A 25506-nucleotide genomic window follows, 5' to 3' on the forward strand; every position below is an offset into this window, starting at 1 on the left:
ACCTTGCCCGCACACCACCGCCGTCACCCATGAGCGACTGGAACCCCGCACTCTACAGCCGCTATGAGGACGAGCGCACGCGCCCGGCCCAGGAGTTGCTGGCGCGTGTTCCGCTCGCGCAGGCGGCCAGCGTGTTCGACCTGGGCTGCGGCCCCGGCAACTCCACCGAGTTGCTGGTCCGACGCTTTCCCGGCGCCGTGGTCACGGGCACAGACAACTCCGAAGCCATGCTGGCCAGCGCGCGCAAGCGTTTGCCGGCCTCGCGTTTCGCGTTGAGCGACATCGCCGATTGGCAGCCCGCATCCGGCGATGCCGCACCCCAGCTGATTTATGCGAATGCGGCCCTGCAATGGGTGCCCGACCACGCCAGGCTGATCCCGCGGCTGTTCGCCGCGCTGGCGCCCGGCGGCGTGCTGGCTATCCAGATGCCCGACAACCGTGACGAGCCTACGCACCGCCTGATGCGCGAGTTGGCGTCCGAAGCGCCGTGGACCGAGGCGATTGGTGATTATTCAAAGCTGCGCACCGAGCTGTTTTCCATAGACCGTTATTACGACCTGCTGGCCGCCGAGGCAGCGCACGTCGACGTCTGGCGCACGGCCTACCAGCACCCGATGGATTCCGCTGCAGCGATTGTGGAATGGGTGCGCGCGACCGGCCTCAAGCCTTTTGTGGACCGCCTCCCGCCGGACCTGCAGGCGAGTTACCTTGCGGAATACGAACGACGCGTCGACAAAGCCTATACGCCGCGCAGCGACGGAAAACGGCTGCTTGCATTTCCCCGCATGTTCATCGTGGCGCAGAAATGAGCCCCCACGCTTATCACTTCGGGCCTGCGGCGCGCTGCCCCTCTCCTCACGGATGGTGCGCTGCGCCTGCGGCCCGGCAAAGCCGGTTCCGCGGCCCCTGCTTGAAGGGGGTTTCTCTGTGAATCCCCGCGAGGTACTTCTGGGCGCGCAAGCGGGGGCCGTTGTGTTGCCCGTCTGCGACCACTACAGCGGCGTTGAGGCGCGCATGCGCAAAAGCCTGCAGTTGCAGGCCGAGATGATCGAGGAATTCGGCGCCTGTGTATTCGATGTGACGCTGGACTGCGAAGACGGCGCGCCCGTGGGCGGAGAGGCCGACCATGCCGCCATGGTGGTGGCGCTGGCGGCCCTCGCCAGCGACAAGGCGCGTGTTGCCGTGCGCGTGCATGCGGTGGACCATCCGGCCTTTGATGCCGACATGGCGGTCATCGCCGGCAAGCTGGCGCGCCACCTGTCGCACATCATGGTTCCCAAGGTCGAGTCGGTGGCTGATGTCATTCGTGCCGAAAAGGCGCTGCTGGCCGCATCCGCCGGCGACTTGCCGCTGCACGTGCTGATCGAGTCGCCGCTTGCGGTGCACAACGCCTTTGAAATCGCCGCGCACCCGCGCGTGCAGTCGCTGAGCTTCGGGCTCATGGATTTTGTGTCGGCCCACGCGGGCGCGATTCCGGCCGGCGGCATGAGCAGCCGGGGCCAGTTCACGCACCCGCTGGTGCTGCGCGCCAAGCTCGAAATCGCGTCGGCCTGCCATGCCTACGGCAAGGTGCCCTCGCATTGTGTTGTCACGGAGTTCAAGGACATTGACGCCATGACCGCCGCCGCACGCCATGCCGCCCGCGAACTGGGCTACACCCGGATGTGGAGCATCCACCCGAACCAGATCCGTCCCATCCTGGAGGCTTTCGCACCCGGTGAAGGCGAGATCGAGGACGCGGCAAAAATCATCACCGCCGCAGCCAGCGCAGACTGGGCCCCCATCAGCTTTGACGGTAAGCTGCACGACCGCGCGAGTTACCGCTATTTCTGGCAGGTCCTGGAGCGCGCGCACCAGACCGGCCGGGCGCTTCCCCCCGAGGCGCAACTTTATTTCCAGCCGACCACGCTTCATTGAACGCCAACCATCACCGCACGAAAGCCCCCCATGAAAAACTTCAGCACTTCTTTTGCCGGAACCCTGGCTACCGCCGTTCTGTTGACCGCTTCCGGCCTGGCCGTGGCCCAGACGGCCGCTCCCGCAGCCCCTGCCAAGGCCGCGGCCGCCAAGCCGGCCACGCCCGCCGCCAAACCAGCGGCAAAGCCCGCCGTCAAGAAGCAGCCCGTCGTCAACCCGTCCAGCCGCACCAACCTCAAGAGTGCCGCCAAGAACGTGGCCGCCGGTATTGAGGCCGCCGAAGCCGCGATGTCGCCGGCCGAACTGGCCATCGCCGAGCGCGTGCACGTCGGCAACCTGCCGTGCGAGCTGGGCTCCTCGGTCAACGTGACCGCCGACGCCAAGAACGCCGGCTACTTCGACGTGAACGGCAAAAACTTCAAGTACCGCATGTTCCCCGTGGCCACCACCACCGGCGCGATTCGCCTGGAAGACCAGAAGGCCGGCGCCGTCTGGCTGCAACTGCCCAACAAGTCCATGCTGATGAACCAGAAACTGGGCATGCGCCTGGCCGACGATTGCATGAGCCCGGCGCAAATGAAAGTGGCCGAAGCCATCAAGCTGAACCCGCCCGCCAGCGTGCTGGATGCGCCCAAGCCCGTGGCCGCCGCTACAGCCGCACCCGGTGCCGAGCAGCCCGCCTCGCCTTCCAAATAAAACAAGCCATTTTTTAATACCCACGATTTTGACTACAGGAGTAAGCAGCATGTCATCCGAGTTCTTGCAAACCTACCGCAACCACGTCGCCGAGCGCGCTGTCATCGGCATCCCGCCACTGCCGCTGTCCGCCAAGCAGACCGGCGAAGTCATCGAGCTGCTGAAGAACCCGCCCAAGGGCGAAGAGGCCTTCCTCGTCGACCTGATCACCCACCGCGTCCCGGCAGGCGTCGACGACGCAGCCAAGGTCAAGGCCAGCTACCTGGCGGCCGTGGCCCACGGCACCGAAAAGTGCGAACTGATCTCGCGCGAAAAAGCCACGCAGTTGCTGGGCACCATGCTGGGCGGCTACAACATCAGCCCCATGGTTGCGCTGCTCGACGACGCGGAAGACAGCGTCGCCACGCAGGCCGCCAGCGGCCTGAAGAACACCTTGCTGATGTTCGACCAGTTCCATGACGTCCAGGAAAAAGCCGAAAAGGGCAACAAATACGCCAAGGCCGTGCTGCAAAGCTGGGCCGATGCCGAGTGGTTCACCAGCCGCCCTGAAGTGCCGGAATCGATCAAGCTGACCGTCTTCAAGGTGGCCGGTGAAATCAACACCGACGACCTCTCGCCCGCACCCGACGCCTGGAGCCGCCCCGACATCCCGCTGCACGCCATCGCGATGCATAAGAATGCGCGTCCCGGCGTCACGCCGGAAGAAGACGGCAAGCGCGGCCCGGTCAAGTTCATTGAAGAACTCAAGGCCAAAGGCAACCTCGTGGCCTACGTCGGCGACGTGGTCGGCACCGGTTCCTCGCGCAAGTCGGCCACCAACTCCGTGCTGTGGTGGACGGGCCAGGACATTCCTTTCGTTCCGAACAAGCGTTTCGGCGGCGTCTGCCTGGGTGGCAAGATCGCCCCGATTTTCTACAACACCATGGAAGACTCGGGCGCGCTGCCGATCGAACTCGACGTGAGCCAGATGGCCATGGGCGACGTGATCGAACTGCGCCCTTACGACGGCAAGGCGCTCAAGGACGGCAAGGTGATCGCCGAGTTCAAGCTCAAGAGCGACGTGCTGTTCGACGAAGTGCGCGCCGGCGGCCGCATCCCGCTGATCGTCGGCCGCGGCCTGACGGCCAAGGCGCGCTTTGCGCTGGGCCTGCCGCTGTCCACCCAGTTCCGCCTGCCCGTCAGCCCTGAGGACAACGGCCGCGGCTTCACGCTGGCGCAGAAAATGGTCGGCCGCGCCGTCGGCCTGCCTGAAGGCCAGGGCGTTCGCCCCGGCACCTATTGCGAACCCAAGATGACCTCGGTCGGCTCGCAGGACACCACCGGCCCGATGACGCGCGACGAACTGAAAGACCTGGCCTGCCTGGGCTTCAGCTCCGACCTGGTCATGCAGTCCTTCTGCCACACGGCGGCTTATCCCAAGCCCGTCGACGTGAAGATGCACCACGAGCTGCCCGACTTCATCAGCACCCGCGGCGGCATCTCGCTGCGTCCCGGCGACGGCATCATCCACAGCTGGCTCAACCGCATGCTGCTGCCCGACACCGTCGGCACCGGCGGCGACAGCCACACGCGTTTCCCCATCGGCATCAGCTTCCCCGCGGGCTCCGGCCTGGTGGCCTTCGGCGCCGCCACCGGCGTCATGCCGCTGGACATGCCTGAGTCGGTGCTGGTGCGCTTCAAGGGCGAAATGCAGCCCGGCATCACGCTGCGCGACCTGGTCAACGCCATCCCGCTGTACGCCATCAAGGCCGGCCTGCTGACGGTTGCCAAGCAGGGCAAGAAGAACATCTTTTCGGGCCGCATCCTGGAAATCGAAGGCTTGCCCGATCTCAAGGTGGAACAGGCGTTTGAATTGAGCGATGCCTCCGCCGAGCGTTCCGCAGGCGGCTGCACGGTGCACCTGAACAAGGAACCCATCATCGAGTACATCAACAGCAACATCACGATGCTGAAATGGATGATCGCGACGGGCTACTCGGACGTGCGCACCATCAAGCGCCGCATCCAGGCCATGGAAGCCTGGCTGGCCGACCCGCAACTGCTCAAGGGCGACGCGGATGCCGAATACGCCGCCGTCATCGAGATCGACCTGGCCGACATCCACGAACCCATCGTGGCCTGCCCGAACGACCCCGACGACGTGAAGACGCTCAGCGAAGTCGCCGGCAGCAAGATCGACGAAGTCTTCATCGGCAGCTGCATGACCAACATCGGCCATTTCCGCGCGGCTTCCAAGCTGCTCGAAAACAAGCGCGACATTCCCGTCAAGCTGTGGATGGCGCCGCCGACCAAGATGGACGCCAAGCAACTGACCGAAGAGGGCCACTACGGCGTGCTCGGCTCGGCCGGCGCGCGCATGGAAATGCCGGGCTGCAGCCTGTGCATGGGCAACCAGGCGCAGGTGAAGGAGGGCGCGACGGTGTTCTCCACCTCCACCCGCAACTTCCCCAACCGCCTGGGCAAGAACTCCAACGTCTACCTCGGCTCCGCCGAGCTGGCCGCCATCTGCTCCAAGCTGGGCCGCATCCCGACCAAGGCCGAATACATGGCCGACATGGGCGTGCTGACGGCTGCCAGCGACACGGTCTACCAGTACCTGAACTTCGACAAGGTCAAGGATTACACCGACATGGCCGACACTGTGAAGGACGGCGTGCCGGCTTGAGCTTCATATCGCGCTACGTCAATGAAAAAGCGGCCTTCGGGCCGCTTTTTTTATTTGTTCGAAGCCGCATGCTCCCTCAAAAAGGTGAATCGCTAATCGTCAAGCTACCTGCCGCAATTCATAACCCGCAATCAGCAAGTCTGCAGGCAGGTCAAGACCGGCAGACAGCCGGCGAATCATTTCCAGTGACAGGGGGCGAACACGGTTAAGCACTTCGGCCACACGAGCGCGTGAACCGATGTAAGGTTCCAGATCCTTGCGGGTGAGTTGGCGTGCTTCCATCACATGCAGCAGCAGGCTGACTGGGTCTACATTGGGCACAGTGATGTGTTTCTTCTCGTATTCTTCGACCAACAGGCTTAGCACCTCCAGCTCGTCAGCTTCGGGCGACTTGGGCTTGGCATCCCAAACCGTGTCTATGCGTTGCAGCGCAGCGCGGTAATGGGCTTTGGTGTGGATAGGATGGATGTTCATAACGATTTGCACCTTAAATTCAGACTTTGCTGGCATCGATCTGGTCGTACTGGCGATGAGTGCCTACAAAACGGATGTATGCGATTTGCCGGTTGTAGTGCATCGCCACCACAAGTCGGTAGTCGTTTCCCTTGATGTTGAAGACCACCCGGTTTCCCGCTAAAAAACTGGCGCTGCGGTAAGCTGACTTCACCTCTGCGGGGGATGTCCAGCGGACTCGACTGACAATCGCATACCAGGCGCTCAGCGGCTCCAGCGCGTCGGGGTGTTTGATCCAGAAGTCACGCAGAGTGCCCAGGGCAATTATTCGCATCGGTAAATTTTACCATGATCCCATTTTGGGAGCAATTGTCCGGCGGGATGAAATATGCGATTTCCTGGCAGTTGACATCCACCGGGTGAGCTGAAAAGATTAACCGATGATGAAAAAGCTGATTTTCACCTTCTTGTCTGCCATTTTGATGACAGCCCTGCCCCTCAGCGCCCAGGAGGCGCGCACCAACGCCTTCAACGATCCTTTCCTGCAGGTCACCTCGGCCATTGCCCGGTGCCCGGTTCCCGAGGGGCCGCTCTACACCGGGCAGGAGGTGCGCGACGTGGCCCATGTGCGGGCGCAGCACGGCGGCAGCTGTTACCGCGTGGGCCGTTGCCGGCTGCCCAACTCGTATTTGTACGACGCCGAAATCATTCCGCGCGTTTTGCGGTACATCCAGCTCGACGGACGTTTTGACGACACCAGCGTCTGGATACAGGGCGAACGGCGGCTGGTGTTCCTCAAAGGCTGTGTCAGGACGCGCGAGCAGTCCGAGGCGCTGGAGAAAGCCGTCTGGCTGGTCGATGACGTGATGGGCGTGGTGAATTATTTGCGTGTGGGCGATGAGCCCTTGCGTTACGTGCCCGCCCAAAAATAGAGCGGTACGCGCAGCCGGCTGCTGCAAGAAAAAAGCCCTGCTGGAAACAGCGGGGCTTTTCTTTTCGGGACGTGATTTTCGTCAGAACTCCAACGGCAAGGGATCCGTCACGCGCAACTCCGAACCGTCGACAAACTTCAGGTACCAGAACTCCGGCGACAGCGGCAGGTTGGGGCGGATGTGGCTGACGTTGGCCGGCGATACATAGACCGTGCTTGCGCCGTCGTCGGGCGGCGGCGCGAGGTAGTGGCGCTTGACCGCCACCAGGCCGCCTATGGAGGCCACCACCGTGCCTATCGACTCGGTGACGGCGTTGACCATGCTGCCCTGGCCCAGCATGTGGATGGTGGTCTGGCCGACCAGGTCGGGGCGCGAGGCCTCCACGTACAGCACTGCGGTGGTGTTGATGCGAAGGTCGTCGGGCGCGGCCGGTTCGGTGGATTTGTTGAAGGAGATAAAGGGCATGGATGGGTGCCGGTTCAGGACAGGTGCAGTTCTTTGTGCTCGCCCAGCCGCGGAGGCGTCTCGCCGGTGAGCGCGGCCTTCGCCATCTTGGCCAACTGCACCATCTTGCTTTCCTTCACATCCCAGTATTCGGCGTGGTGAATGTGCACCGCCAGCAAGGCCAGGTCCGGGTCGTTCACGCCGGCCGGAAACCAGGCCCGGGCCACCGGCGACCAGAGATCCTCTTTTTTGGCCTGGTCTTCACTGATCGCCGCCTGCCCGGACAGCGACACGTAGCTGTCATCGCCGGGGTCCGCGTACGAGACGTTGACGTTGCCGTCCTGCTGCAGGCGCTGGGCCAGCTCGCTTTTGCGCGAAATGAAGAAATACAGCTGCGAGCCCTCGTCAATGGACTGGTTCTGCGTGGTCAGCGGATGGGCATGCAGCATGCCGTTGGCATGGCGATGCGTCAGCATGCCGAAGCGTATGTCCTTGATCAGTTCCCACAGCGTGTCGTGGTCGGATTTGGGTGTGCTCATGGGAACTCCTTGAAGGGTTGTTGTGCCGTCTATGTTCCATCCTAGAAGTGGGCGGGCGCGCGGCGCCTCAGCCGCCGTCGCGGCCGTCTGTCAGCAAGGGCCGACAGCCTCACCGCCTGCCACCAGCGAATACCCACTTCACGACGCCAGGCACGGCGGAAGCGGTTACCATACGAATGCAAGTAATTCGCATTTGTAATGACGGCTTGCTTACAGGCACAGCCCCTTCCGGCCCCTGTCCGCCCCTCCATCCCTAAAGGTGTTCCATGAAACTGTCCCTCACATCCCTTGCCGGCGCCGTCGCTCTGGCCGCCGGCCTGCTGGCCGCACCGCTGGCCGCCACCGCCCAGGGCGTCAAACCCTCGGCCGAAGGCATCGTGGTCTACAACGCGCAGCACGCCAGCCTCACCAAGGCCTGGGCTGATGCTTTCAGCAAGGAAACCGGCATCAAGGTCACGCTGCGCAACGGCAGCGACACCGAACTGGGCAACCAGATCGTGCAGGAGGGCGCCGCATCGCCCGCCGACGTGTTCCTGACCGAGAATTCGCCCGCCATGGCGCTGGTTGACACGGCCGGGCTGTTCGCGCCGCTGGACGCCGCCACGCTGTCCGAAGTGCCCGCCAACTTCCGCCCCGCGCACGGCCGCTGGACGGGCATCGCCGCGCGCAGCACCGTGTTTGTCTACAACAAGGCCAAGCTCACGCCGGCCCAGCTGCCCAAGTCCATGCTGGACCTGGCCGCCCCCGCCTGGAAAGGCCGCTGGGCCGCCTCGCCTTCGGGCGCCGACTTCCAGGCCATCGTGAGCGCGCTGCTCGAGCTCAAGGGCGAGGCCGCCACCGCCGCCTGGCTCAAGGCCATGAAGGAAAACGCCATACCCTACAAAGGCAATGGCACGGTGCTCAAGGCCGTCAACGCCGGCCAGATCGAGGGCGGGATCATCTACCACTATTACTACTACGGCGACCAAGCCAAGACCGGCGAGAACAGCAACAACGCCCAGCTGCATTACTTCCGCAACCAGGATGCTGGCGCTTTTGTGAGCATTTCCGGCGGCGGCGTACTGGCCTCCAGCAAGCACCAGCCCGAAGCCCAGGCTTTCGTGAAGTGGATCGCCGGCAAGGGCGGCCAGGAAATTTTGAAGACCGGCGACGCCTATGAATACGCCGTCGGCACGGGCGCGCAGTCCAACCCCAAGCTGGTGCCGCTGGCCGATCTGCAGGCGCCCAAGGTTGAGCCCTCCAAACTCAACAGCAAAAAAGTCTCCGACCTGATGACCCAGGCCGGCCTGCTGTAAAGCGTTTCGAAACACCTTCAGGTCCACCGATCTGACACTTCCCTTGAGTGCCGTGCCTCTAGATGCCGAAGCCGCCCTGAACCCCGCGGTTGCGGTGCTGCTGCCTTCGCCCGCTGCCGGGCGCGGCGGCTGGCGCCTGTCCTGGGTGGGCGGTGCGGCGCTGGTCGTGTCGCTCCTGGCCTTGCTGCCGCTGGGCTTTGTGCTCTGGGTCGGCATCCAGACCGGCTGGGACACCGCCTCCGCGCTGATCTTCCGGCCGCGTGTCGGCGAGCTGCTGCTCAACACCGCGCTGCTGGTTGTGCTCACCGTGCCGCTGTGCGCGGTGCTGGCCGTGGCCCTGGCCTGGCTCACGGAGCGCAGCGACCTGCCCGGCGCGCGCACCTGGGCCTGGCTGCTGGTCGCGCCGCTCGCGGTGCCGGCCTTTGTGCACAGCTATGCCTGGATGACGGTGGCGCCAGGCCTGCACGGCCTGACGGCCGGCGTGATGGTTTCGGTGATCGCCTATTTCCCGTTTTTGTATTTGCCGGTCGCCGCGGCCTTGCGGCGCCTGGACCCGGGCATGGAAGACAGCGCCGCCTCGCTGGGCCTGAGCCCCTGGGCGGTGTTCTTTCGTGTGGTGATGCCGCAGTTGCGGCTGGCGGTGTGCGGCGGCTCGCTGCTGGTGGGGCTGCACCTGCTGGCCGAATACGGCCTTTACGTGATGATCCGCTTCGACACCTTCACCACCGCCATCGTCGACCAGTTCCAGTCCACCTACAACGGGCCCGCCGCCAACATGCTCTCGGGCGTGCTGGTGGTGTGCTGCTTCGCGCTGCTGGGGCTGGAGTCGGCCGCTCGCGGCAAGGAGCGTTACGCGCGCGTCGGCTCCGGCGCGGCGCGCATGCCTTTCAAACGCAGCCTGGGCCGCTTCACCGCGCTCGGCCTGCTGCTGCCCGCGCTGCTGACGGTGCTGGCGCTGGGCGTGCCGTTGGTCACGCTGGGGCGTTGGCTGGTGGCGGGCGGCGCGGCCGTCTGGCGCTTTGATGAACTCGGCCCCTCGCTGTTGCAAACCCTGGCGCTGGCGATGGGCGGCGCATTGCTGACCACCGTGGCCGCCGTGCCCATGGCCTGGCTGTCGATACGCTCGCCGGGCCGGCTGCAGCGCGTGCTCGAAGCCTGCAATTACATGGTCGGCTCGCTGCCCGGCGTGGTGGTGGCGCTGGCCCTCGTCACGGTCACCGTGCGCCTGCCGATCTACCAGACGGCGTTCACGGTGTTGCTGGCCTACCTGCTGATGTTTTTGCCGCGCGCCCTCATCAGCCTGCGTGCCGGCATCGCCCAGGCGCCGGTGGAACTCGAGCAGGCCGCGCGCAGCCTGGGCCGCACGCCCGCACAGGCGTTGTGGGCCATCACCCTGCGGCTGGCCGCGCCCAGCGCGGCCGCCGGCGCGGCGCTGGTGGGCCTGGGCATCACCAACGAACTCACCGCCACGCTGATGCTCGCGCCCAACGGCACGCGCACGCTGGCGACTTCCTTCTGGGCCTACAGCAGCGAGATCGACTACGCCGCCGCCGCGCCCTATGCGCTCATCATGGTGCTGCTCTCGCTGCCCATGACCTGGCTGCTTTACCACCAATCCAAACGCACGGCGGGACGATGACGCGATGACGACTTCTCTGGAACTGCAAGCCATCCGCAAACACTACGGCCCCGTCGAGGCGCTGGGCGGCGTGGACCTGAGCGTCGCGCCCGGCAGCCGCACCGCCGTCGTCGGCCCCTCGGGCTCGGGCAAGACCACCCTGCTGCGCATCATCGCCGGCTTCGAGGCGCCCGACGCCGGCCGCGTCACGCTGGGCGGCCGGCAACTGGCCGACGGCCCCGACGCCGTGCCCGCGCACGAGCGCGGCATCGGCTATGTGCCGCAGGACGGCGCGCTGTTTCCGCACCTCACGATTGAAGGCAACGTCGGCTTCGGCCTGCCGCGCAACACCCCACGGCGCGCCGAGCGCATTGCCGAACTCATGGACATGGTCGCGCTGGACACCGCCATGCTGGCGCGCCGCCCGCATGAACTTTCGGGCGGCCAGCAGCAGCGCGTGGCGCTGGCGCGCGCGCTGGCCCAGCGGCCCAAGCTCATGCTGCTGGACGAGCCTTTTTCGGCACTCGACACCGGCCTGCGCGCCAGCACCCGCAAGGCGGTCGCGCAGCTGCTCAGTGCCGCCGGCATCACCACCATCCTCGTCACGCACGACCAGGCCGAGGCACTCTCGTTTGCCGACCAGGTGGCCGTGATGCGCGGCGGGCAGCTGGTGCAGGCCGGCCGCCCGCTCGATGTGTATCTGCGTCCGCGCGATGAGGCCGTGGCCGGCTTCCTGGGCGACAGCATCGTGCTGCCGGCGCAACTTGCCGGCGGCTGGGCCGATTGCGCGCTGGGGCATGTTGCCGTCAACGACAGCGCGCGCAAGGGCGCGGCGCAAATCATGCTGCGGCCCGAGCAGCTGCAGGTGGCCGAAGTGCCCGCCGATGTGGCGGCGCATGGCGACGCGTGTTACGGCGCGGTCACCGACACCGACTTCGGCGGCTCGGTCTGCGTGCTGTCGGTGCGCCTGGTGCGCGGCGCCGGCGCGGCTACCGCCGCACCGGCGCCAACGGCCGGATGGGATGAGCCGCTGCTGGTGCACAGCGCGGGCATCCATGCGCCAGCGCTGGGCGCCATGGTGCGCATCACGGTGGCCGGCCAGGCGCACGTTTTCAGCGCCTGACGATCCATCCGCCGTCGCGGGCGGCGCCGGCCCGCCTGTCGTGTCTGCCTCAAGCTTTGTTACTTTTTCCCGCAAGGACATTCCTGCTTTTGGGTATATTGTGTACGGCGTACACAAGAACTGCGATGGCACTCGCTGCTGTTTCCCCGCTCGTGTCGCATGCACTTCATTGACCCTCAAGCAAGGAGACTCCCATGGCCCGTTACGTTGATGGATTTGTGCTTCCCGTTCCAAAGAAGAAGGTCGACGCTTACCGCAGGCTGGCGCGCAAGGCCGGCAAGATCTGGAAGGAATACGGCGCGCTCGAATGCACCGAATGCATCGCCGACGACGTCAAGCCCGGAAAACTCACATCCTTCCCGCAAAGCGTCAAGCTCAGGAAGGATGAGGTGGTGGTGTTTTCATGGATCATCTTCAAGTCGCGCAAGCAGCGCGACAGCATCAACAAGAAGGTCATGGCCGATCCGCGCCTGGAGGGCATGATGGACCCGAAGAACCATCCCTTCGACGCCAAACGCATGTTCTGGGGTGGCTTCAAGACCATCGTCGAGCTCTGAGAGCAGCTCTTGACGCCTAGCGCTGCGCCGCCAGCGCATGCAGCGTCTGGCGCGTGAAGTCATCCGCCGGGAAAAACGTTTCCATCGCCAGTTCCTGCAGCGTCACGTCCACCGGCGTGCCGAAGATGGTGGTGGTGCTGATGAAACTCAGCATGCCGGCCGGCGTGCGGAACAGGAAGGGCATCACCACGCCGGGGTGTTCGCCTGCCAGGTGTTCGGTCGTCGCTTCTTCGGGCACCGGGTAGGCCTTGAGTTCTTCCAGCAAGGCCCCCAGCAGCGGGTCTGCCGTCGCCGCGACCTGCTGGCGCAGGCGCTCAAAGATATGCGCGCGCCACTGCGGCAGGTTGGCGATGCGCGGCGCCAGGCCTTTCGGGTGCAAACTTAAACGCAACACGTTCACGGGCCCCTGCAACAACGAGGCATCGGCGCCCTCCATCAGGTGCGGCACCATGCGGTTGGCGGCCAGCAGGTTCCAGTGCCGGTCCACCGCCAGGGCCGGGTAGGGCTCATGGCTTTTGAGCAGCAGCTCCACCGCCTGCCGGGCCGAGGCCAGCGCCGGGTCGTCCAGCGGCCGCTCGCGGTACATGGGTGCATAGCCGGCCGCCACCAGCAGCGCATTGCGTTCGCGCAGCGGAATGTCCAGCCGCTCCGACAGCCGCAGCACCATCTCGCGGCTGGGCACGGAGCGGCCGGTTTCCACAAAACTCAGGTGGCGCGTCGAGATGTCGGCCTCATGCGCCAGGTCCAGCTGGCTCAGGCGCCGGTGCTGGCGCCAGTGGCGCAGGTGCTCACCAAAAGGCTGGGGCGCGCTGCGCGGCGCCGGGCGGCTGGGGTGGTGGGTGCTGGCGGTCATGGCGCCATCGTAAGGCCGCCGCATCCGGCTTTCCATTACCTGCCGGGTCATGGACCGGCCGCCGCCGCGCGGGAATGATGCCTTCCATGCGCACGGTCCGGCGGCCCGGCGCGCTGGTCACCTCACCGGCTGCTGCTTCAGGAGTTTTGCCATGTCTTCGAGTTCCCTCCTTTCCTCCCCCAACTTCCTGCGCAACGTACTGCGTGTGGATGCGCTTTCCTGCATTGCCTGCGGTGTGCTTCAAGTCGCCTTTCCGGCCACGATGGCCCGGCTTTTCAACCTGCCCGAGGCTTTGATGGCCTATACCGGCGAGTTTTTGCTGGCCTACGCGGCGGTCGTGGTTTTTGTTTCAACGCGTAAGCCTTTACCGCGGCCCGTGATCTGGGCGCTGGTAGTCGGCAACCTGGGCTGGGCACTGGCCTGCGTGCTGTTGCTGCTCAGCGGCCGGGTGTCGCCATCGGCGCTGGGCGTGGCTTACGTGCTGGTGCAGGCCGTGACCGTGGCGGTGCTGGCCGAACTGCAGTACTTCGGCCTGCGCCGCGCATCGCCGCAACCGGCCTGGTGATCCGCTCAGAAGAAGCCCAGGTTGGGCGGCGCTTTCTGGTTGAGTTCGTAATCGCCCAGTGCCCGCGCCTTGAACGCCGCCGGGTTGTGAGCGGCCAGGGTGCGCGCATTGCGCCAGTGCCTGTCCAGGTTTTCGCTGCGCCTGGCGCTTGACGCGCCGCCCACCTCAAACAGCAGGGTGGCCGAGCGCAGGGCCAGCTCGTCCACTACCAGTTTGGCCTTGGCGGCCTTGAGTGCCGCCTCCAGTGATGCTTTCTGGTAGCCGGCCTCGTTGCTGCCGTCTTCACCGATGAAAACATCCAGCGCATCGGATGCGGCCAGCACGATGCTCTCCGCCGCAAAGGCGTTGGCGGCGATCTGGCCGATGGTGTGCTGCACCAGCGGGTCGTCGGAAGATTTTTCAGCTGTCGCGTGATAGAAGGAGCGCGGCCGTTTGTGCACCAGCGCGGTCGCGTCGCGCAGCACGCTCTGCGCCACACCCGCGTTGATCGCGGTGACGTAAAGCTGTGGGATGGTGGAGATGTAGTGAAAGGGGCTGGTGTCGCTGTCCGATCCCTGGATCAGTTCATCAGCCTCCACCCGCACCTCGTGCAGGCGCGTGGTGCCGGTGCCGGTCAGCCGCTGGCCGAAGCCGTCCCAGTCGTCCACCAGTTCCACACCGGTGCGAGCCGCGGGAATGATCACGGTGGCCGTTTCACCCTGAGGGGTGAGCACCGGGATGGCGATGTAGTCCGCATACAGGCAACCGGTGCTGTAGTACTTCTCGCCGTCCAGGCGGTAAGCGCCGTCGGCCTGAAGGCTCAGGCGTGTGCTCACCACCGACAGTGAGCCCGAGCGCTTGGCGCCCAGTTCGGTCCCGGCCAGGCTGAAGATGGCGCCTTCGGCCGCGGCTTTGATCCAGCGGCGGTTGCGCTCGCTGCGCGGCGCGCTGAGGATGCGCTCCAGCGTGACAAAGTGGTTGCGCAGGATGTGCGCGACGTTGGAATCGGCTTCGCCCAGGCGTATGACCACCGCGAACAGCTCGCGCAGGCTGACGCCCAGGCCGCCTTCGTCCTTCGGGATGCGAATGGCGCCCAGCCTGGCCTGGCGCAGGGACTCGATCACGCCAAAGGGCAGCTCGCGCTCCAGGTCGCGGTTTGACGCGCCTTCGCGGATGCTGTCCAGCAGGGCGGCCAGTTTTTCCGAGGCGGGATGCAGGGGCGGGCCGGCCGTTGCCGCCTCGGCTGCGGGGCTGATCTCAAGCGTGGAGGATGTGTGGGTCATGCCGCGGCTTTCAAAGGTGGAGGTTCATGGGCGGCATTCGCTGCCTGGCGGGCGGCGCTTGCCGGGTACAGGCTGGCGGGCTGGGCCAGGCCGTAGTGCTCGCGCAGCGTCCTGCCTTCGTAGTGATGGCGGAAGATGCCTTTCTTGCGCAGCAGCGGAACCACCTCGCCGACAAACACCTCCAGGCCGGAGGCCACCACGTCGGGCACCACGTTGAAGCCGTCAACGTGGCCGCTGAGAAACCATTGTTCGATGGAGTCCGCCACCTTGTCCGGTGTGCCGGTGATCACGCGGTGCATGGTGGCGCCGCCGCCCAGCACGCGGATCAGTTCGCGCACGGTCAGGTTTTTTTCTTCCGCCAGGCGCACGGTCTGCTCGAAGGCGGTGTGCGAGCCGCGCGCGGGCTTAGCGATGTTGCGCGGCAGGGGTTTGTCCAGCGACAGTTCCGACGGTGCCAGCCCTAGCACGGTGGCCAGGCGGTTCACGCCGTACTGCAGCGGCACCAGCTCCCAGAGTTCGTCGGAGCGCCGCCTGGCTTCGGCCTCGGTGCTGCCGATGACGGTGACCAGGCCGGGCAGGATGGCAATGGCATCGCCGGCGCGGCCGAAGGCGCGGGCGCGCCGGCGCAGGTCGGTGGCATAGGCGGCCGCGTCTTCCAGCGTGTGCGCGGCGGTGAACACGATCTCGGCATGTTTTGCGGCGACCTCGCGGCCGTCCGAAGAGCCGCCCGCCTGCACCACTACAGGCCGGCCCTGCGGCGTGCGCGGCACGTTCAGCGGCCCGCGCACGGAAAAGTACTCGCCCCTGTGGTTGATCTCATGCAGCTTGGCCGGGTCCACCAGCCGCCCGGCCGCCTTGTCGCCCACCAGGGCATCGGCCTCCCAGCTGTCCCAGAGTTTCTGCACCACCTCGATGAACTCAGCCCCCCGCGCATAGCGGTCGGCATGGGCGTAGGCATCGGCCTGGCCGAAGTTGTGCGCGGCCGCCGTGTCCGCGGTGGTGACGATGTTGATGCCGGTCCTGCCGCCGCTGATGTGGTCCAGCGACGCGAAGCGCCTGGCGATGTTGAAGGGGTCGTTGTAGGAGCTGGAGACCGTGGCGATCAGGCCGATCCGCTCGGTGTGCGCGGCGATGGTGGCCAGCAGCACCGTGGGCTCCAGCGACTGGAAGGGCTTGAACTCGGGCGAGTCATTGAGCGCCAGGCTGTCGGAGAAAAAGATCGCATCGAACGTGCCTTTTTCGCAGAGCTGCGCCGCCTCGACGTAGTAGTTGCTGTCGATGAAGGCGCGCGGGTCGCTGTCGGGCCAGCGCCAGGCCGAACTGACGTTGCCCGCGTTGTTGAACAGCAGGTTCAGGTGAAGGCTTCTCTGGGCGCTCATGGTGCCTGCCTCAGCGCGCCGTAGCCACGGACGCGTTGCCCGGCACGGTGTAGGCGTTGAACCTGGGGCTCAGCTCCGAGTTCACGTTGATCTTTTTGGGGATGGCCTTGAACTCGAAGAACAGGTCCGACAGGTTCTGCAGCTTGCGGCCCAGTTCCTTGTCCACGGGCTTGAATTCGGCAAAGGAGTGGCGCGCCGTGAACTGGGCACGCTCGGCGTTCTGCTGCAGCTTCTTCACGTAAATGTCTTCGACGGCCGGCAGGTTCTTCTCGTACCAGGTCCAGTGGGTGCGCACCCGCGCGAGGAATTCGCCGAGGGCCTCGCTCCTGGCCTTGTCGGCGATCACGTCCTGCCGGGCGATGAAGATGGTCACACCGGGCACTTCGGTTTCCCTGTTGTCGATCAGCACCCTGGCCGTGCCGTTCTTCAGCGATTCAAAAATGCCGGGCGCGCTGCCCGAAAACACTTCGACCTGCCCATGGTTGAAGGCGGTGCCGCCGGCAAACTGGTCGGTAAAGCGCGCGGGGGCGATGTCCTTTTCGGTCAGGCCGGCCTTGACCAGGGTGGCGATGTACTGGCCGTAGTTGTAGCCGCCGTAGTTGTGCGCCCAGCGCTTGCCCTTGAGGTCCTTCAGGCTGTTGATACCGGCGTCCTTGCGCACGGCGGTGATGATGGACGGGTATTTCGGGTCGGGGTTCTCCCAGGCCGCCACGATTTGCAGCGGCGGGTTTTTCTCGTCCCATTTTTCGGCCTTGGCCTGCTCGAAGATCAGCGAGGTCGAGCCGCCCAGGCCGATGTCGATGGACTTCGAATACAGCGCCGACAACTGCGCCGCCGGGCCGGGCAGCACCGCCCACTCGATGTCGAAGGGCGCGCCGTCCAGCACTTTGGAGGCCAGCACGGTTTCGCGCAGCTCTATGGTCTGGATGCCCACCACCAATTTGGTGCGGCCCTGTGCATGGGCTTGCACGGTGAGCAGGGACAGCGCGGCCGCGCCCAGCAGCAGTGCGTTGCGAAGGAGGTGTCGTCTTGTGTTGCGCATAAGGGTTCTTCGGTTAAAGGATTAAAAACATGCGGGAATGGGGTCACTCAGGCGGCTTCGGCGAGCTCGCCCGCAAGGGCTTCCTCGCGCGGGACGGTCACGCCAAGCTGCAGGAGCAGCTGCGTTCTCAGGCGGTCGAATTCGGGATGGGTCTTGCGGCGCGGCTTGGGCAAGTTGACCTGCACGTCCAGGGCGATCTGCCCGTTGGACAGCACCAGCACGCGGTCGGCCAGCAGGATGGCTTCGTCCACGTCGTGGGTGACCAGCACCACGGCGGGCTGGTGGCGCGCCCACAGCTGCTGCACCAGCTCATGCATGCGGATGCGGGTGAGCGCGTCCAGGCTGGCAAAGGGCTCATCGAGCAGCAGCAATTTGGGCTCATGCACCAGCGCGCGCGCCAGCGCCACGCGTTGCGCCTCGCCGCCGGACAGCGTCTTGGGCCAGGCGTGGGAAAGTTTCGTGAGGCCGACTTCTTCCAGGGCGCGCAGGGCGGCGGCTTGCGCTTCCCGGCTGCTTTCGCCCAGCACCACGTTTTCCCAGACCTTTTTGGCCGGCACCAGGCGCGGCTCCTGGAACACCACCGAGCGGCTGGCGGCCAGGCGCACGCTGCCGCCGTCGGCCTGGTCCAGGCCGGAGAGGATGCGCAGCAGTGTGGTCTTTCCGGTGCCCGACGGGCCCAGCACCGCGACGAATTCCGAGGCGCGCAGCGTCAGGTCGATCTGGTTGAGGACCTTGCGGTCGCCGAAGCGGCGCAGCACCTTGCGCAGCTCGACGGCGTTGTGCGTCTGGCTCATGTTGTTGGCTCCCGCCGCGCCCGCATCAGGCGACCGCATGCTGGGGCTTCCAGGGCAGCAGCGAGGATTCGACCTTGCGCATGATGATGTCGGTCAGGATGCCCAGGAAGGCGTAGACGATGATGCCGGCGATGATGATGTCGCTGCGCTGGTTCAGGTTGGCATTGGCCAGGATGTAGCCTATGCCGGCGCGCGCGTTGATCTGCTCGGACACCACCAGCGCCAGCAGCGAAACTCCCGCGGCATAGCGGATACCCACCAGGATGGAAGGCATGGCGGTCGGCAGGATCACGTGGCGGATGATGCGCGCGTGCGACAGGCCGAAGATGCGGGCCGCCTCAATGAGCTTGGGGTCCACCGAGCGCACGCCCGAGTAAGTGTTGAGGTAGACCGGAAAGATGGTCGCCACCAGGATGATGATGATCTTCACGCTCTCGTCGATGCCGAACCAGATGATGAACAGCGGCACGGCGGAGATGAAGGGAATGGTGCGCAGCATCTGCAGCGGCGCATCAAAAATCTCTTCCCCTTTTTTCCACAGGCCCGCGAACAGCCCCAGCAGCAGCCCGATGCCGCCGCCAATGGACAGGCCCGCCAGCGAGCGGCCTATGGAGGCGGGCAGCGCGCGCTGGAGCTCGCCGTTCTCGATCAGCTCGGCGAAGGCCGCGATGATCTGCGTGGGCGGCGGAAGGACCTGGCGCGAGACCAGGCCCAGTTCGGCCGTGACCTGCCACAGCAGCAACAGGCCCAGCGGGGAGGCGAGCCGGCGCAGGTAACCCGCCCACACGCGAAACTCACCGGCCCACTTCGCCCGCGCCACCCGCGGGCTGAGGTCGATCAGGAAGTCTTGCGGCTGTGCGCCAATGTCGCCAGCCAGTGCGGGGTTGCGGGCCATCTTGCTCCTTTGCAATGTGTGAGCGCCGATTGTTGGAGCGCGCACACGCCAGGGCAACGAAGCATGTCGAGGCTGTTTATGTGCGAATCGTTTGTGCATATGCATGCGCTTTTTCTGGTGACGAGCGGCGACGGTGCGGCGCATATCCATATGCGGATTGCGCAGTTGCCACGCGGCGCATGCACCCTTACCGTGCGAGTCATCCAGTAACTTCCATCCACTCGTAAAAGGTTTCCGATGACACGTACCGCCGCCTCCCCTGCTTCCCCCGGCCAGCATGCCGACGTTGATGCGGCACGCGTCAGCCCGCGCGAACTCAAGGCCGCGCTGGCCGACGGCCGCGAGATTGCCGTGCTCGACGTGCGCGAGACGGGGGTCTTCTCCCGCGGCCACATTCTGTTCGCGGCATCGCTGCCCTTGTGGCGCATCGAAGTGTTGATAGACCGCCTGGTGCCCCGGCGCGACACCCGCATCGTCCTGGTGGACGGCGATGAAACCCTGGTGCACCAGGCCGTCGCCAAGCTGCGGCGCCTGGGCTGGCGACACCTTTCGGTGCTGGCGGGCGGCACCCGCGCCTGGGCCGATGAAGGCCATGAAATCTTCACCGGCACCAACGTGCTCAGCAAGGCCTTCGGCGAAGTCATCGAGGTGCAAAAACACACGCCCTCGATCAGCGCCGATGAACTTGAGCAGCGCGTCGCGCGCGGCGACAACATCGTGGTGGTGGACAGCCGCACGCCCGAGGAGTTCACAGACTTCAGCCTGCCCTTCGCCCACAGCCTGCCCGGCGCCGAGCTGGTCTATCGCATCGGCGAACTCGCGCCCGACCCCAAGACGCTGGTCGTCGTCAACTGCGCCGGCCGCACCCGCAGCATCCTGGGCGCGCAGACGCTGATCGATGCCGGCATCCCCAACCGCGTGGTGTCCTTGCGCGACGGCACCATGGCCTGGCTGCTGTCGGGCCGCAACCTGGCCAACGGCAGGCGGCCCGCATTGCCGACACCGGGTGCCGATGCCCTGGCCGCCGCGCGCGCCGGCGCCGGCGCGGCGGCTGAACGCGCCGGCGTGCGCCGCATCGACGCGGCCGGGCTGGCCCGGCTGGAGAAAGAAGCGGGTGAGCACACGCTGTACCGCTTTGACGTGCGCACGCGCGAAGAATACGCGGCCGGCCACCTGGAAGGCTGGCGCTGGGCGCCCGGCGGGCAACTGGTGCAGGCGACCGATGAGTACCTGGCCACCCGGCGCGCGCGCACCGTGCTGGCCGACTGGGACGGCGTGCGGGCGCTGACCACCGCTGCGTGGCTGGCGCAGTTGGGCGGGCAGGAAGTGTATGTCTACAGCCCCGAGGCCCTGGCCGCCCTGGTGACGGGCGCGGAGCCGGTGCGGGTGCAGCGGCTGCATGCCGTGCAGCCGTCGGTCTCGGTGCAGGAAGCGGACCGGCTGGTCAATGGTGGCGCCGTCGTCTTTGACGTGGAGCGCCGCGCCGCCTACGAGCGCAACCACATCGCGGGCGCCTTGTTCGCGGTGCCCGACCGCCTGGAGGAGTTCCTCTCGGCGCAGGAGTCCGGCCGCGCCGTGTTGCTGGCCTCTTCCGATGGCGTTCTGGCGCAGGCCGTGGCCGCCGAACTGGCTTTTCGCACCGGCCGCGGCGTGTGGGCTGTTGCCGGCGGCACCCGGGCCTGGGCGGAGGCGGGGTTGCCGACGGCCTCGGGCGCGGAGGGTGTGCTGACCGGCGACGACGACAGCTGGTTCAGTCCCTACCACCACGCCAGCCAGCAGGCGCGCGACCAGGCTTTCCGCACCTACCTGGACTGGGAGCTCGGCCTGGTCGAGCAGATAGAAAGGGAAGGCGATACCGGCATACGGCTGGCACCCGCCGCGCGGCCTGCGGCACCGGTCGCCGCGCCGCTGGTCGCGGTCTAGGCGTCAGCGAGGGGCGGAGGCGGGTTGTTGCCGCCCTGGTTCCGGGCAGGGATGCCCTGCGATGGGGCTTCTTTGCGTTTTGAAACGAAAAGTATTTCATCCCCTGTTGCCCCGGGAAAAACATCTTCTGGGCCTTTGTTACCCGGCCAAGACTGAGCCGCCGGGCAGGATATGGAGGGGCGGGCTGTCCAAGGCGGGCCCGTGCCTGCCAGAATGGGGGCTGCCGTCAATAAAAAGGAGTCCGCCATGGCCAAACCGCCTCCCCACGCTTTTTCCTCCACGCTCAAAAGCTTCAAGACCGCCTCGGGCAAAACCGGCAAGTTCTACTCGCTGCCGGAACTGGCCAAACAATTCCCCAAAGTCTCCCGCCTGCCGGTGTCCATGCGCATCGTGCTCGAATCGGTGCTGCGCAACTGCGACGGCAAAAAAGTCACGGCCGAACACGTGAGCCAGCTGGCCAACTGGCTGCCCCAGGCCGAGCGCAGCGACGAAATCCCTTTCGTCGTCTCGCGCGTGGTGCTGCAGGATTTCACCGGCGTGCCGCTGCTGGCCGACCTGGCCGCCATGCGCAGCGTGGCGCTCAAGCTGGGAAAGAACCCGAAAGCCATCGAGCCGCTGGTGCCGGTGGACCTCGTGGTCGACCACTCCATCATGGTCGACTACTACGGCAAGAAAAATTCGCTGGACCTCAACATGAAGCTCGAGTTCCAGCGCAACCGCGAGCGCTACGAATTCATGAAGTGGGGCATGCAGGCCTTCGACACCTTCGGCGTTGTGCCGCCGGGCTTCGGCATCGTGCACCAGGTCAACCTTGAATACCTCTCGCGCGGCGTACACAAGACCAGGGACAACATTTATTACCCCGACTCGCTGGTGGGCACCGACAGCCACACCACCATGATCAACGGCATCGGTGTGGTCGCCTGGGGCTGCGGCGGCATCGAGGCCGAAGCCGCCATGCTGGGCCAGCCGGTGTACTTCCTCACGCCCGACGTGGTCGGCTTTGAGCTGACCGGCCGCCTGCGCGAAGGCGTCACCGCCACCGACCTGGTGCTGCGCGTGACCGAGCAGCTGCGCCGCGAAAAAGTCGTCGGCAAGTTCGTCGAGTTCTTCGGCGAAGGCACTCGTACGCTGGCCTTGCCCGACCGCGCCACCATCGGCAACATGGCGCCCGAATACGGCGCTACCATGGGCTTCTTCCCGGTCGATGAAAAAACCATCGATTACTTCAAGGGCACGGGCCGCACCAAGGAAGAGATCGAAGCCTTCGAGGCCTACTTCAAGGCGCAAGGCCTGTTCGGTGTGGCCAAGGCCGGCGAGATTGATTACTCCCATGTGGTCAAGCTCGACCTGGGCGACGTCACGCCCAGCCTGGCCGGCCCCAAGCGCCCGCAGGACCGCATCGAGCTCGGAAACGTCGCCGGCCAGTTCAAGTCGCTGTTCAGCAAGCCGATTGCCGAGAACGGTTTCAACCAGCCCGCGGGCATGCTGAACACGCGCCACCTGGTGCGCCGCACCGACGAAGGGCGGCTGGATACGCTGCCCTCGGCACCGCCCACACCGGCGGGGGCCGCGCGTCCCGTGATGGAAATGGAAGGCAACCGTCCCACCCTGGCGCACGCCCGCGCCAGCAACACCACCGATGCGCCCGCCAAGTCGCAGACCGAGGTGGTGCATTCCGCGCCCGGCATTACCGTAGGCAACGGCGACATACTGATCGCCGCCATCACCAGTTGCACCAACACCTCCAACCCCAGTGTGCTGCTGGCCGCCGGCCTGCTGGCCAAGAAGGCGGTGGAAGCCGGCCTCAAGGTGCAGCCGCACATCAAGACCTCGCTGGCGCCTGGTTCCCGCATCGTGACCGAGTACCTCACCGAAACCGGCTTGCTGCCCTACCTTGAAAAGCTGGGCTTCGCGTTGGCCGGCTATGGCTGCACCACCTGCATCGGCAACGCCGGCGACCTGACGCCCGAGCTCAACGAGGCCATCAGCAAAAGCGACCTGGTGTGCGCGGCCGTGCTCTCGGGCAACCGCAATTTCGAGGCGCGCATCCATCCCAACCTCAAGGCCAACTTCCTGGCCAGCCCGCCGCTGGTGGTGGCTTATGCGATTGCCGGCACGGTGATGCGCGACCTGATGACCGAGCCCGTCGGCAAGGGCAAGGGCGGCAAGGACGTCTACCTCGGCGACATCTGGCCGACCAGCGACGAAATCCACAAGCTCATGAAGTACGCCATGAACGGCAAGGCCTTCCGCGCCAACTACGCGAAAGTGAAAACCGAACCCGGCAAGCTCTGGGAAAACATCAAGGGCGTCAAGGGCACCTCCTACACCTGGCCCGCCAGCACCTACATCGCCGAGCCGCCGTTCTTCAAGGACTTCACGATGGACGCCGGCGAGGCCGGCAGCGTGGACGTCAAGGGCGCGCGCATCATGGCGCTGTTCGCCGACTCCATCACCACCGACCACATCTCGCCGGCCGGCTCCATCAAGGCCAGCTCGCCCGCCGGCCTGTGGCTGCAGGCCAACGGCGTGCAGAAGGCCGACTTCAACAGCTACGGCGCGCGCCGCGGCAACCACGACGTGATGATGCGCGGCACGTTTGCCAACGTGCGCATCAAGAATTTGATGATCCCGCCCGACGCCGAAGGCTCGCGCGAAGAGGGCGGCGTGACGCTGTTCCAGCCGGGCAACGAGAAGATGTTCATCTACGACGCCGCCATGAAGTACATGGACGAAGGCACGCCCACGGTGATTTTTGCCGGCGAGGAATACGGCACCGGCTCTTCGCGCGACTGGGCCGCCAAGGGCACGCAACTGCTGGGCATCAAGGCCGTGGTGGCGCGCAGCTTCGAGCGCATACACCGCAGCAACCTGGTCGGCATGGGCGTGCTGCCCCTGCAGTTCAAGCCCGGCGACTCGTGGCAGACCCTCAAGCTCACCGGCACCGAAGTCATCGACGTGATCCCACACCCCGAGCTCAAGCCGCAAAGCGAGGCCAAGCTGGTCATCACGCGCGACGACGGCTCACGCGAGGAAGTCACCGTGATCCTGCGCGTGGATACGCCCATTGAAGTGGATTACTACCGCAACGGCGGCATCCTTCCGTTTGTGCTCAGGCAGCTTCTCGCCTAAATGTTCCGGCAGGCCCTGATAGCCGGCGGCGGCATCGGCGGATTGGCGGCGGCGCTCGCGGCGTCGCGCGCCGGCTGGGACGTTCGCCTCTTTGAACGCGCCAGCGCCTTCAGCGAAGTCGGCGCCGGCGTCCAGCTCGGCCCCAACGTCGTCAAGGTGTTGCACGGCTGGGGCCTGGCCGACGCGCTGCAGGCCGTGGCCGCCTTCCCCGAACGTTTGCAGGTGCGCAGCGCCGTGTCGGGCCAGTTGCTGGGCGAACTGCCCTTGGGCGACACCATGGCCCAGCGCTACGGCGCGCCTTACCTCACCATCCATCGCGCCGACCTTCATGGCGTGTTGCTGCATGCCGTGCAGCAGCAGGCCGACGTGAAGCTGCACCTGAGCCGCCCCTTGCAATCCTTCACCCAGACCGCCCAAGCCGTCACGGTGCAGGCCGACGACGGCCCCGGCATTGAAGGCGATGCCCTCATAGGCGCCGACGGTGTGTGGAGCACGGTGCGCCAGGAACTGCTGGGCGACGGCCTGCCGCGCCGCACCGGCCACCTGGCTTACCGTGCATTGGTGCGGCAATCCGACCTGCCCGAAGCGCTCAGGAGCCGGCAGGTCACCGCCTGGCTGGGGCCGCGCATGCACGTGGTGCAGTACCCGGTGCGCGGCGGCGAATGGCTCAATGTGGTCGCCATCGTGCAGGGCGAGGTTGCGGCCGAAGCCGACCTCTGGGACCACAGCGCCAACGCCGCCGACCTGGCCGCGGCAACCAGCGGCTGCTGCGCCGCGTTGCGTGAGGTGCTGGAGGCAGTCGAAGGCTGGCGCCTTTGGGTGCTGCACGACCGCGCGCCCATGCAGGGCGCCCACCAGCACGCCGTCGGCCGCGTGGCCCTGCTCGGCGACGCCGCCCATCCCATGCGCCCCTACCTGGCGCAAGGCGCCGGCATGGCAATTGAAGACGCCGCCGAACTGGGCCGCGCCCTGGCCCAGGCGCTGGACCCGGCGCTGGACGTGCCCACCATGCTGCAGCGCTATGCGCTCAACCGCTGGCAGCGCAATGCGCGCGTGCAGGCGAGGGCTTTGCGCAACGGGCAGGTGTTCCATGCCGATGGGGTGGTGCGGTGGGGGCGGGATTTGGCTATGAAGGTGCTTGGGGAGAAGCTGCTGGATATGCCTTGGTTGTATGCGGGTGGAGGTTCTTAGCCGGGTCTTGCGCCGGCGGTGCGCCCTCGTCTGAGCCCTCGTCTGAGGATTGCTGGCCGGGGTCGCCCGGCGGCGACTCACTTTTCTTTGCTTCGCCAAAGAAAAGTAAGCAAAAGAAAGGCGACCCTGGTTGCTGCGTCCCCTGCGCTTCGCTCCGGGGCAACCTGCGGTGCTCGGTCCAGCCGGGGTCAAAAACAACTCGCCTGCGGCTCAAACAAGTTTTTGCCC

Annotated in this window: 22 protein-coding genes and 1 pseudogene; 13 read left to right on the plus strand and 10 right to left on the minus strand. The window is 65.9% G+C overall.

Annotation, left to right across the window (positions count from 1 at the left end):
* Window positions 1-29: 29 nt before the first annotated feature.
* The 4 genes from tam to ACLV74_RS15410 all read left to right on the plus strand — a co-directional run bounded on the left by tam (window position 30) and on the right by ACLV74_RS15410 (window position 5278).
* On the plus strand, window positions 30-809 hold the full coding sequence (gene tam, locus ACLV74_RS15395; protein WP_411880271.1) for a trans-aconitate 2-methyltransferase: 780 nt from the start codon (window positions 30-32) through the stop codon (window positions 807-809).
* A 118-nt stretch (window positions 810-927) separates the two neighbouring features.
* Window positions 928-1917, plus strand: coding sequence for an HpcH/HpaI aldolase/citrate lyase family protein (locus ACLV74_RS15400; RefSeq protein WP_411880272.1), 990 nt, complete (start codon window positions 928-930; stop codon window positions 1915-1917).
* 30 nt (window positions 1918-1947) lie between these two features.
* Window positions 1948-2613 carry a hypothetical protein gene (locus ACLV74_RS15405; RefSeq protein ID WP_411880273.1) on the plus strand — a complete coding sequence of 222 codons (666 nt, stop codon included), beginning with the start codon at window positions 1948-1950 and terminating at the stop codon, window positions 2611-2613.
* 49 nt (window positions 2614-2662) lie between these two features.
* A complete protein-coding gene (locus ACLV74_RS15410) occupies window positions 2663-5278 on the plus strand; it encodes a bifunctional aconitate hydratase 2/2-methylisocitrate dehydratase (protein ID WP_411880274.1) in 2616 nt (871 codons plus the stop codon).
* Between the two features lie 99 nt (window positions 5279-5377).
* Here ACLV74_RS15410 and ACLV74_RS15415 read toward each other — a convergent pair whose 3' ends face one another.
* Window positions 5378-5752: a helix-turn-helix domain-containing protein gene (locus ACLV74_RS15415; RefSeq protein WP_411880275.1), complete on the minus strand. Its 375-nt coding sequence runs from the start codon at window positions 5750-5752 to the stop codon at window positions 5378-5380.
* Window positions 5753-5771: 19 nt separating this feature from the next.
* Window positions 5772-6065 (minus strand): type II toxin-antitoxin system HigB family toxin, encoded by a 294-nt coding sequence (locus ACLV74_RS15420; RefSeq protein WP_411880276.1) that lies wholly within the window; start codon window positions 6063-6065, stop codon window positions 5772-5774.
* 148 nt (window positions 6066-6213) lie between these two features.
* Between ACLV74_RS15420 and ACLV74_RS15425 the strand changes: the two genes are divergently transcribed.
* Complete coding sequence (locus ACLV74_RS15425) at window positions 6214-6663, plus strand: BON domain-containing protein (RefSeq protein WP_411880277.1); 450 nt, start codon at window positions 6214-6216, stop codon at window positions 6661-6663.
* An 81-nt stretch (window positions 6664-6744) separates the two neighbouring features.
* Here the strand turns inward: ACLV74_RS15425 and ACLV74_RS15430 are convergent, their stop codons facing one another.
* Window positions 6745-7128, minus strand: a complete 384-nt coding sequence (locus ACLV74_RS15430; protein ID WP_411880278.1) for a hypothetical protein — start codon at window positions 7126-7128, stop codon at window positions 6745-6747.
* Between the two features lie 14 nt (window positions 7129-7142).
* Window positions 7143-7646 (minus strand): pyridoxamine 5'-phosphate oxidase family protein, encoded by a 504-nt coding sequence (locus tag ACLV74_RS15435; RefSeq protein ID WP_411880279.1) that lies wholly within the window; start codon window positions 7644-7646, stop codon window positions 7143-7145.
* A gap of 266 nt (window positions 7647-7912) precedes the next feature.
* On the opposite strand from ACLV74_RS15435, the gene ACLV74_RS15440 reads away from it, so the two are divergent.
* From ACLV74_RS15440 to ACLV74_RS15455, 4 genes are all read left to right on the plus strand, one after another.
* Window positions 7913-8941: an iron ABC transporter substrate-binding protein gene (locus ACLV74_RS15440; RefSeq protein WP_411880280.1), complete on the plus strand. Its 1029-nt coding sequence runs from the start codon at window positions 7913-7915 to the stop codon at window positions 8939-8941.
* A gap of 52 nt (window positions 8942-8993) precedes the next feature.
* A complete protein-coding gene (locus ACLV74_RS15445) occupies window positions 8994-10580 on the plus strand; it encodes an ABC transporter permease (protein WP_411880294.1) in 1587 nt (528 codons plus the stop codon).
* Between the two features lie 4 nt (window positions 10581-10584).
* Window positions 10585-11682 carry an ABC transporter ATP-binding protein gene (locus ACLV74_RS15450; protein WP_411880281.1) on the plus strand — a complete coding sequence of 366 codons (1098 nt, stop codon included), beginning with the start codon at window positions 10585-10587 and terminating at the stop codon, window positions 11680-11682.
* A gap of 194 nt (window positions 11683-11876) precedes the next feature.
* A complete protein-coding gene (locus ACLV74_RS15455; protein ID WP_411880282.1) occupies window positions 11877-12239 on the plus strand; it encodes a DUF1428 domain-containing protein in 363 nt (120 codons plus the stop codon).
* Between the two features lie 16 nt (window positions 12240-12255).
* Here ACLV74_RS15455 and ACLV74_RS15460 read toward each other — a convergent pair whose 3' ends face one another.
* Window positions 12256-13092 (minus strand): helix-turn-helix domain-containing protein, encoded by an 837-nt coding sequence (locus tag ACLV74_RS15460; protein WP_411880283.1) that lies wholly within the window; start codon window positions 13090-13092, stop codon window positions 12256-12258.
* 151 nt (window positions 13093-13243) lie between these two features.
* Here ACLV74_RS15460 and ACLV74_RS15465 point away from each other — a divergent pair, with 151 nt between their 5' ends.
* Window positions 13244-13657: a hypothetical protein gene (locus ACLV74_RS15465; RefSeq protein ID WP_411880284.1), complete on the plus strand. Its 414-nt coding sequence runs from the start codon at window positions 13244-13246 to the stop codon at window positions 13655-13657.
* Between the two features lie 5 nt (window positions 13658-13662).
* On the opposite strand, the gene ACLV74_RS15470 is transcribed toward ACLV74_RS15465, so the two are convergent.
* The 5 genes from ACLV74_RS15470 to ACLV74_RS15490 are packed head-to-tail and all read right to left on the minus strand — an operon-like array spanning window position 13663 to window position 19029.
* A complete protein-coding gene (locus ACLV74_RS15470) occupies window positions 13663-14919 on the minus strand; it encodes an acyl-CoA dehydrogenase family protein (RefSeq protein ID WP_411880285.1) in 1257 nt (418 codons plus the stop codon).
* Window positions 14916-16298, minus strand: coding sequence for an LLM class flavin-dependent oxidoreductase (locus ACLV74_RS15475; RefSeq protein ID WP_411880286.1), 1383 nt, complete (start codon window positions 16296-16298; stop codon window positions 14916-14918). Before ACLV74_RS15475 ends, ACLV74_RS15470 begins: the two co-directional genes overlap by 4 nt.
* A 10-nt stretch (window positions 16299-16308) precedes the next feature.
* Window positions 16309-17340: an ABC transporter substrate-binding protein gene (locus ACLV74_RS15480; RefSeq protein ID WP_411880287.1), complete on the minus strand. Its 1032-nt coding sequence runs from the start codon at window positions 17338-17340 to the stop codon at window positions 16309-16311.
* A 47-nt stretch (window positions 17341-17387) separates the two neighbouring features.
* The gene (locus ACLV74_RS15485) at window positions 17388-18173 is read right to left on the minus strand and encodes an ABC transporter ATP-binding protein (protein ID WP_411880288.1); all 786 of its coding nucleotides are present in this window, start codon (window positions 18171-18173) and stop codon (window positions 17388-17390) included.
* Complete coding sequence (locus tag ACLV74_RS15490) at window positions 18160-19029, minus strand: ABC transporter permease (RefSeq protein WP_411880289.1); 870 nt, start codon at window positions 19027-19029, stop codon at window positions 18160-18162. Before ACLV74_RS15490 ends, ACLV74_RS15485 begins: the two co-directional genes overlap by 14 nt.
* A 300-nt stretch (window positions 19030-19329) precedes the next feature.
* On the opposite strand from ACLV74_RS15490, the pseudogene ACLV74_RS15495 reads away from it, so the two are divergent.
* The 3 genes and pseudogenes from ACLV74_RS15495 to ACLV74_RS15505 form a co-directional block, all read left to right on the plus strand.
* Window positions 19330-20952, plus strand: a pseudogene (locus ACLV74_RS15495) (rhodanese-like domain-containing protein); the annotation flags it as partial.
* A gap of 246 nt (window positions 20953-21198) precedes the next feature.
* A complete protein-coding gene (locus ACLV74_RS15500) occupies window positions 21199-24087 on the plus strand; it encodes an aconitate hydratase (RefSeq protein WP_411880290.1) in 2889 nt (962 codons plus the stop codon).
* Window positions 24088-25278, plus strand: coding sequence for an FAD-dependent monooxygenase (locus ACLV74_RS15505; RefSeq protein ID WP_411880291.1), 1191 nt, complete (start codon window positions 24088-24090; stop codon window positions 25276-25278).
* Window positions 25279-25506: the final 228 nt, after the last annotated feature.

The sequence above is a fragment of the Polaromonas sp. YR568 genome (assembly GCF_943369415.1).
Taxonomy (GTDB): domain Bacteria; phylum Pseudomonadota; class Gammaproteobacteria; order Burkholderiales; family Burkholderiaceae_C; genus Polaromonas.

Coding starts and splice junctions, on each gene's coding strand:
- tam (WP_411880271.1), top strand. CDS start 30: ATGAGCGACTGGAACCCCGCACTCTACAGCCGCTATGAGGACGAGCGC.
- ACLV74_RS15405 (WP_411880273.1), top strand. CDS start 1,948: ATGAAAAACTTCAGCACTTCTTTTGCCGGAACCCTGGCTACCGCCGTT.
- ACLV74_RS15410 (WP_411880274.1), top strand. CDS start 2,663: ATGTCATCCGAGTTCTTGCAAACCTACCGCAACCACGTCGCCGAGCGC.
- ACLV74_RS15415 (WP_411880275.1), bottom strand. CDS start 5,752: ATGAACATCCATCCTATCCACACCAAAGCCCATTACCGCGCTGCGCTG.
- ACLV74_RS15420 (WP_411880276.1), bottom strand. CDS start 6,065: ATGCGAATAATTGCCCTGGGCACTCTGCGTGACTTCTGGATCAAACAC.
- ACLV74_RS15425 (WP_411880277.1), top strand. CDS start 6,214: ATGACAGCCCTGCCCCTCAGCGCCCAGGAGGCGCGCACCAACGCCTTC.
- ACLV74_RS15430 (WP_411880278.1), bottom strand. CDS start 7,128: ATGCCCTTTATCTCCTTCAACAAATCCACCGAACCGGCCGCGCCCGAC.
- ACLV74_RS15435 (WP_411880279.1), bottom strand. CDS start 7,646: ATGAGCACACCCAAATCCGACCACGACACGCTGTGGGAACTGATCAAG.
- ACLV74_RS15440 (WP_411880280.1), top strand. CDS start 7,913: ATGAAACTGTCCCTCACATCCCTTGCCGGCGCCGTCGCTCTGGCCGCC.
- ACLV74_RS15450 (WP_411880281.1), top strand. CDS start 10,585: ATGACGACTTCTCTGGAACTGCAAGCCATCCGCAAACACTACGGCCCC.
- ACLV74_RS15455 (WP_411880282.1), top strand. CDS start 11,877: ATGGCCCGTTACGTTGATGGATTTGTGCTTCCCGTTCCAAAGAAGAAG.
- ACLV74_RS15460 (WP_411880283.1), bottom strand. CDS start 13,092: ATGACCGCCAGCACCCACCACCCCAGCCGCCCGGCGCCGCGCAGCGCG.
- ACLV74_RS15465 (WP_411880284.1), top strand. CDS start 13,244: ATGTCTTCGAGTTCCCTCCTTTCCTCCCCCAACTTCCTGCGCAACGTA.
- ACLV74_RS15470 (WP_411880285.1), bottom strand. CDS start 14,919: ATGACCCACACATCCTCCACGCTTGAGATCAGCCCCGCAGCCGAGGCG.
- ACLV74_RS15475 (WP_411880286.1), bottom strand. CDS start 16,298: ATGAGCGCCCAGAGAAGCCTTCACCTGAACCTGCTGTTCAACAACGCG.
- ACLV74_RS15480 (WP_411880287.1), bottom strand. CDS start 17,340: ATGCGCAACACAAGACGACACCTCCTTCGCAACGCACTGCTGCTGGGC.
- ACLV74_RS15485 (WP_411880288.1), bottom strand. CDS start 18,173: ATGCGGTCGCCTGATGCGGGCGCGGCGGGAGCCAACAACATGAGCCAG.
- ACLV74_RS15490 (WP_411880289.1), bottom strand. CDS start 19,029: ATGGCCCGCAACCCCGCACTGGCTGGCGACATTGGCGCACAGCCGCAA.
- ACLV74_RS15500 (WP_411880290.1), top strand. CDS start 21,199: ATGGCCAAACCGCCTCCCCACGCTTTTTCCTCCACGCTCAAAAGCTTC.
- ACLV74_RS15505 (WP_411880291.1), top strand. CDS start 24,088: ATGTTCCGGCAGGCCCTGATAGCCGGCGGCGGCATCGGCGGATTGGCG.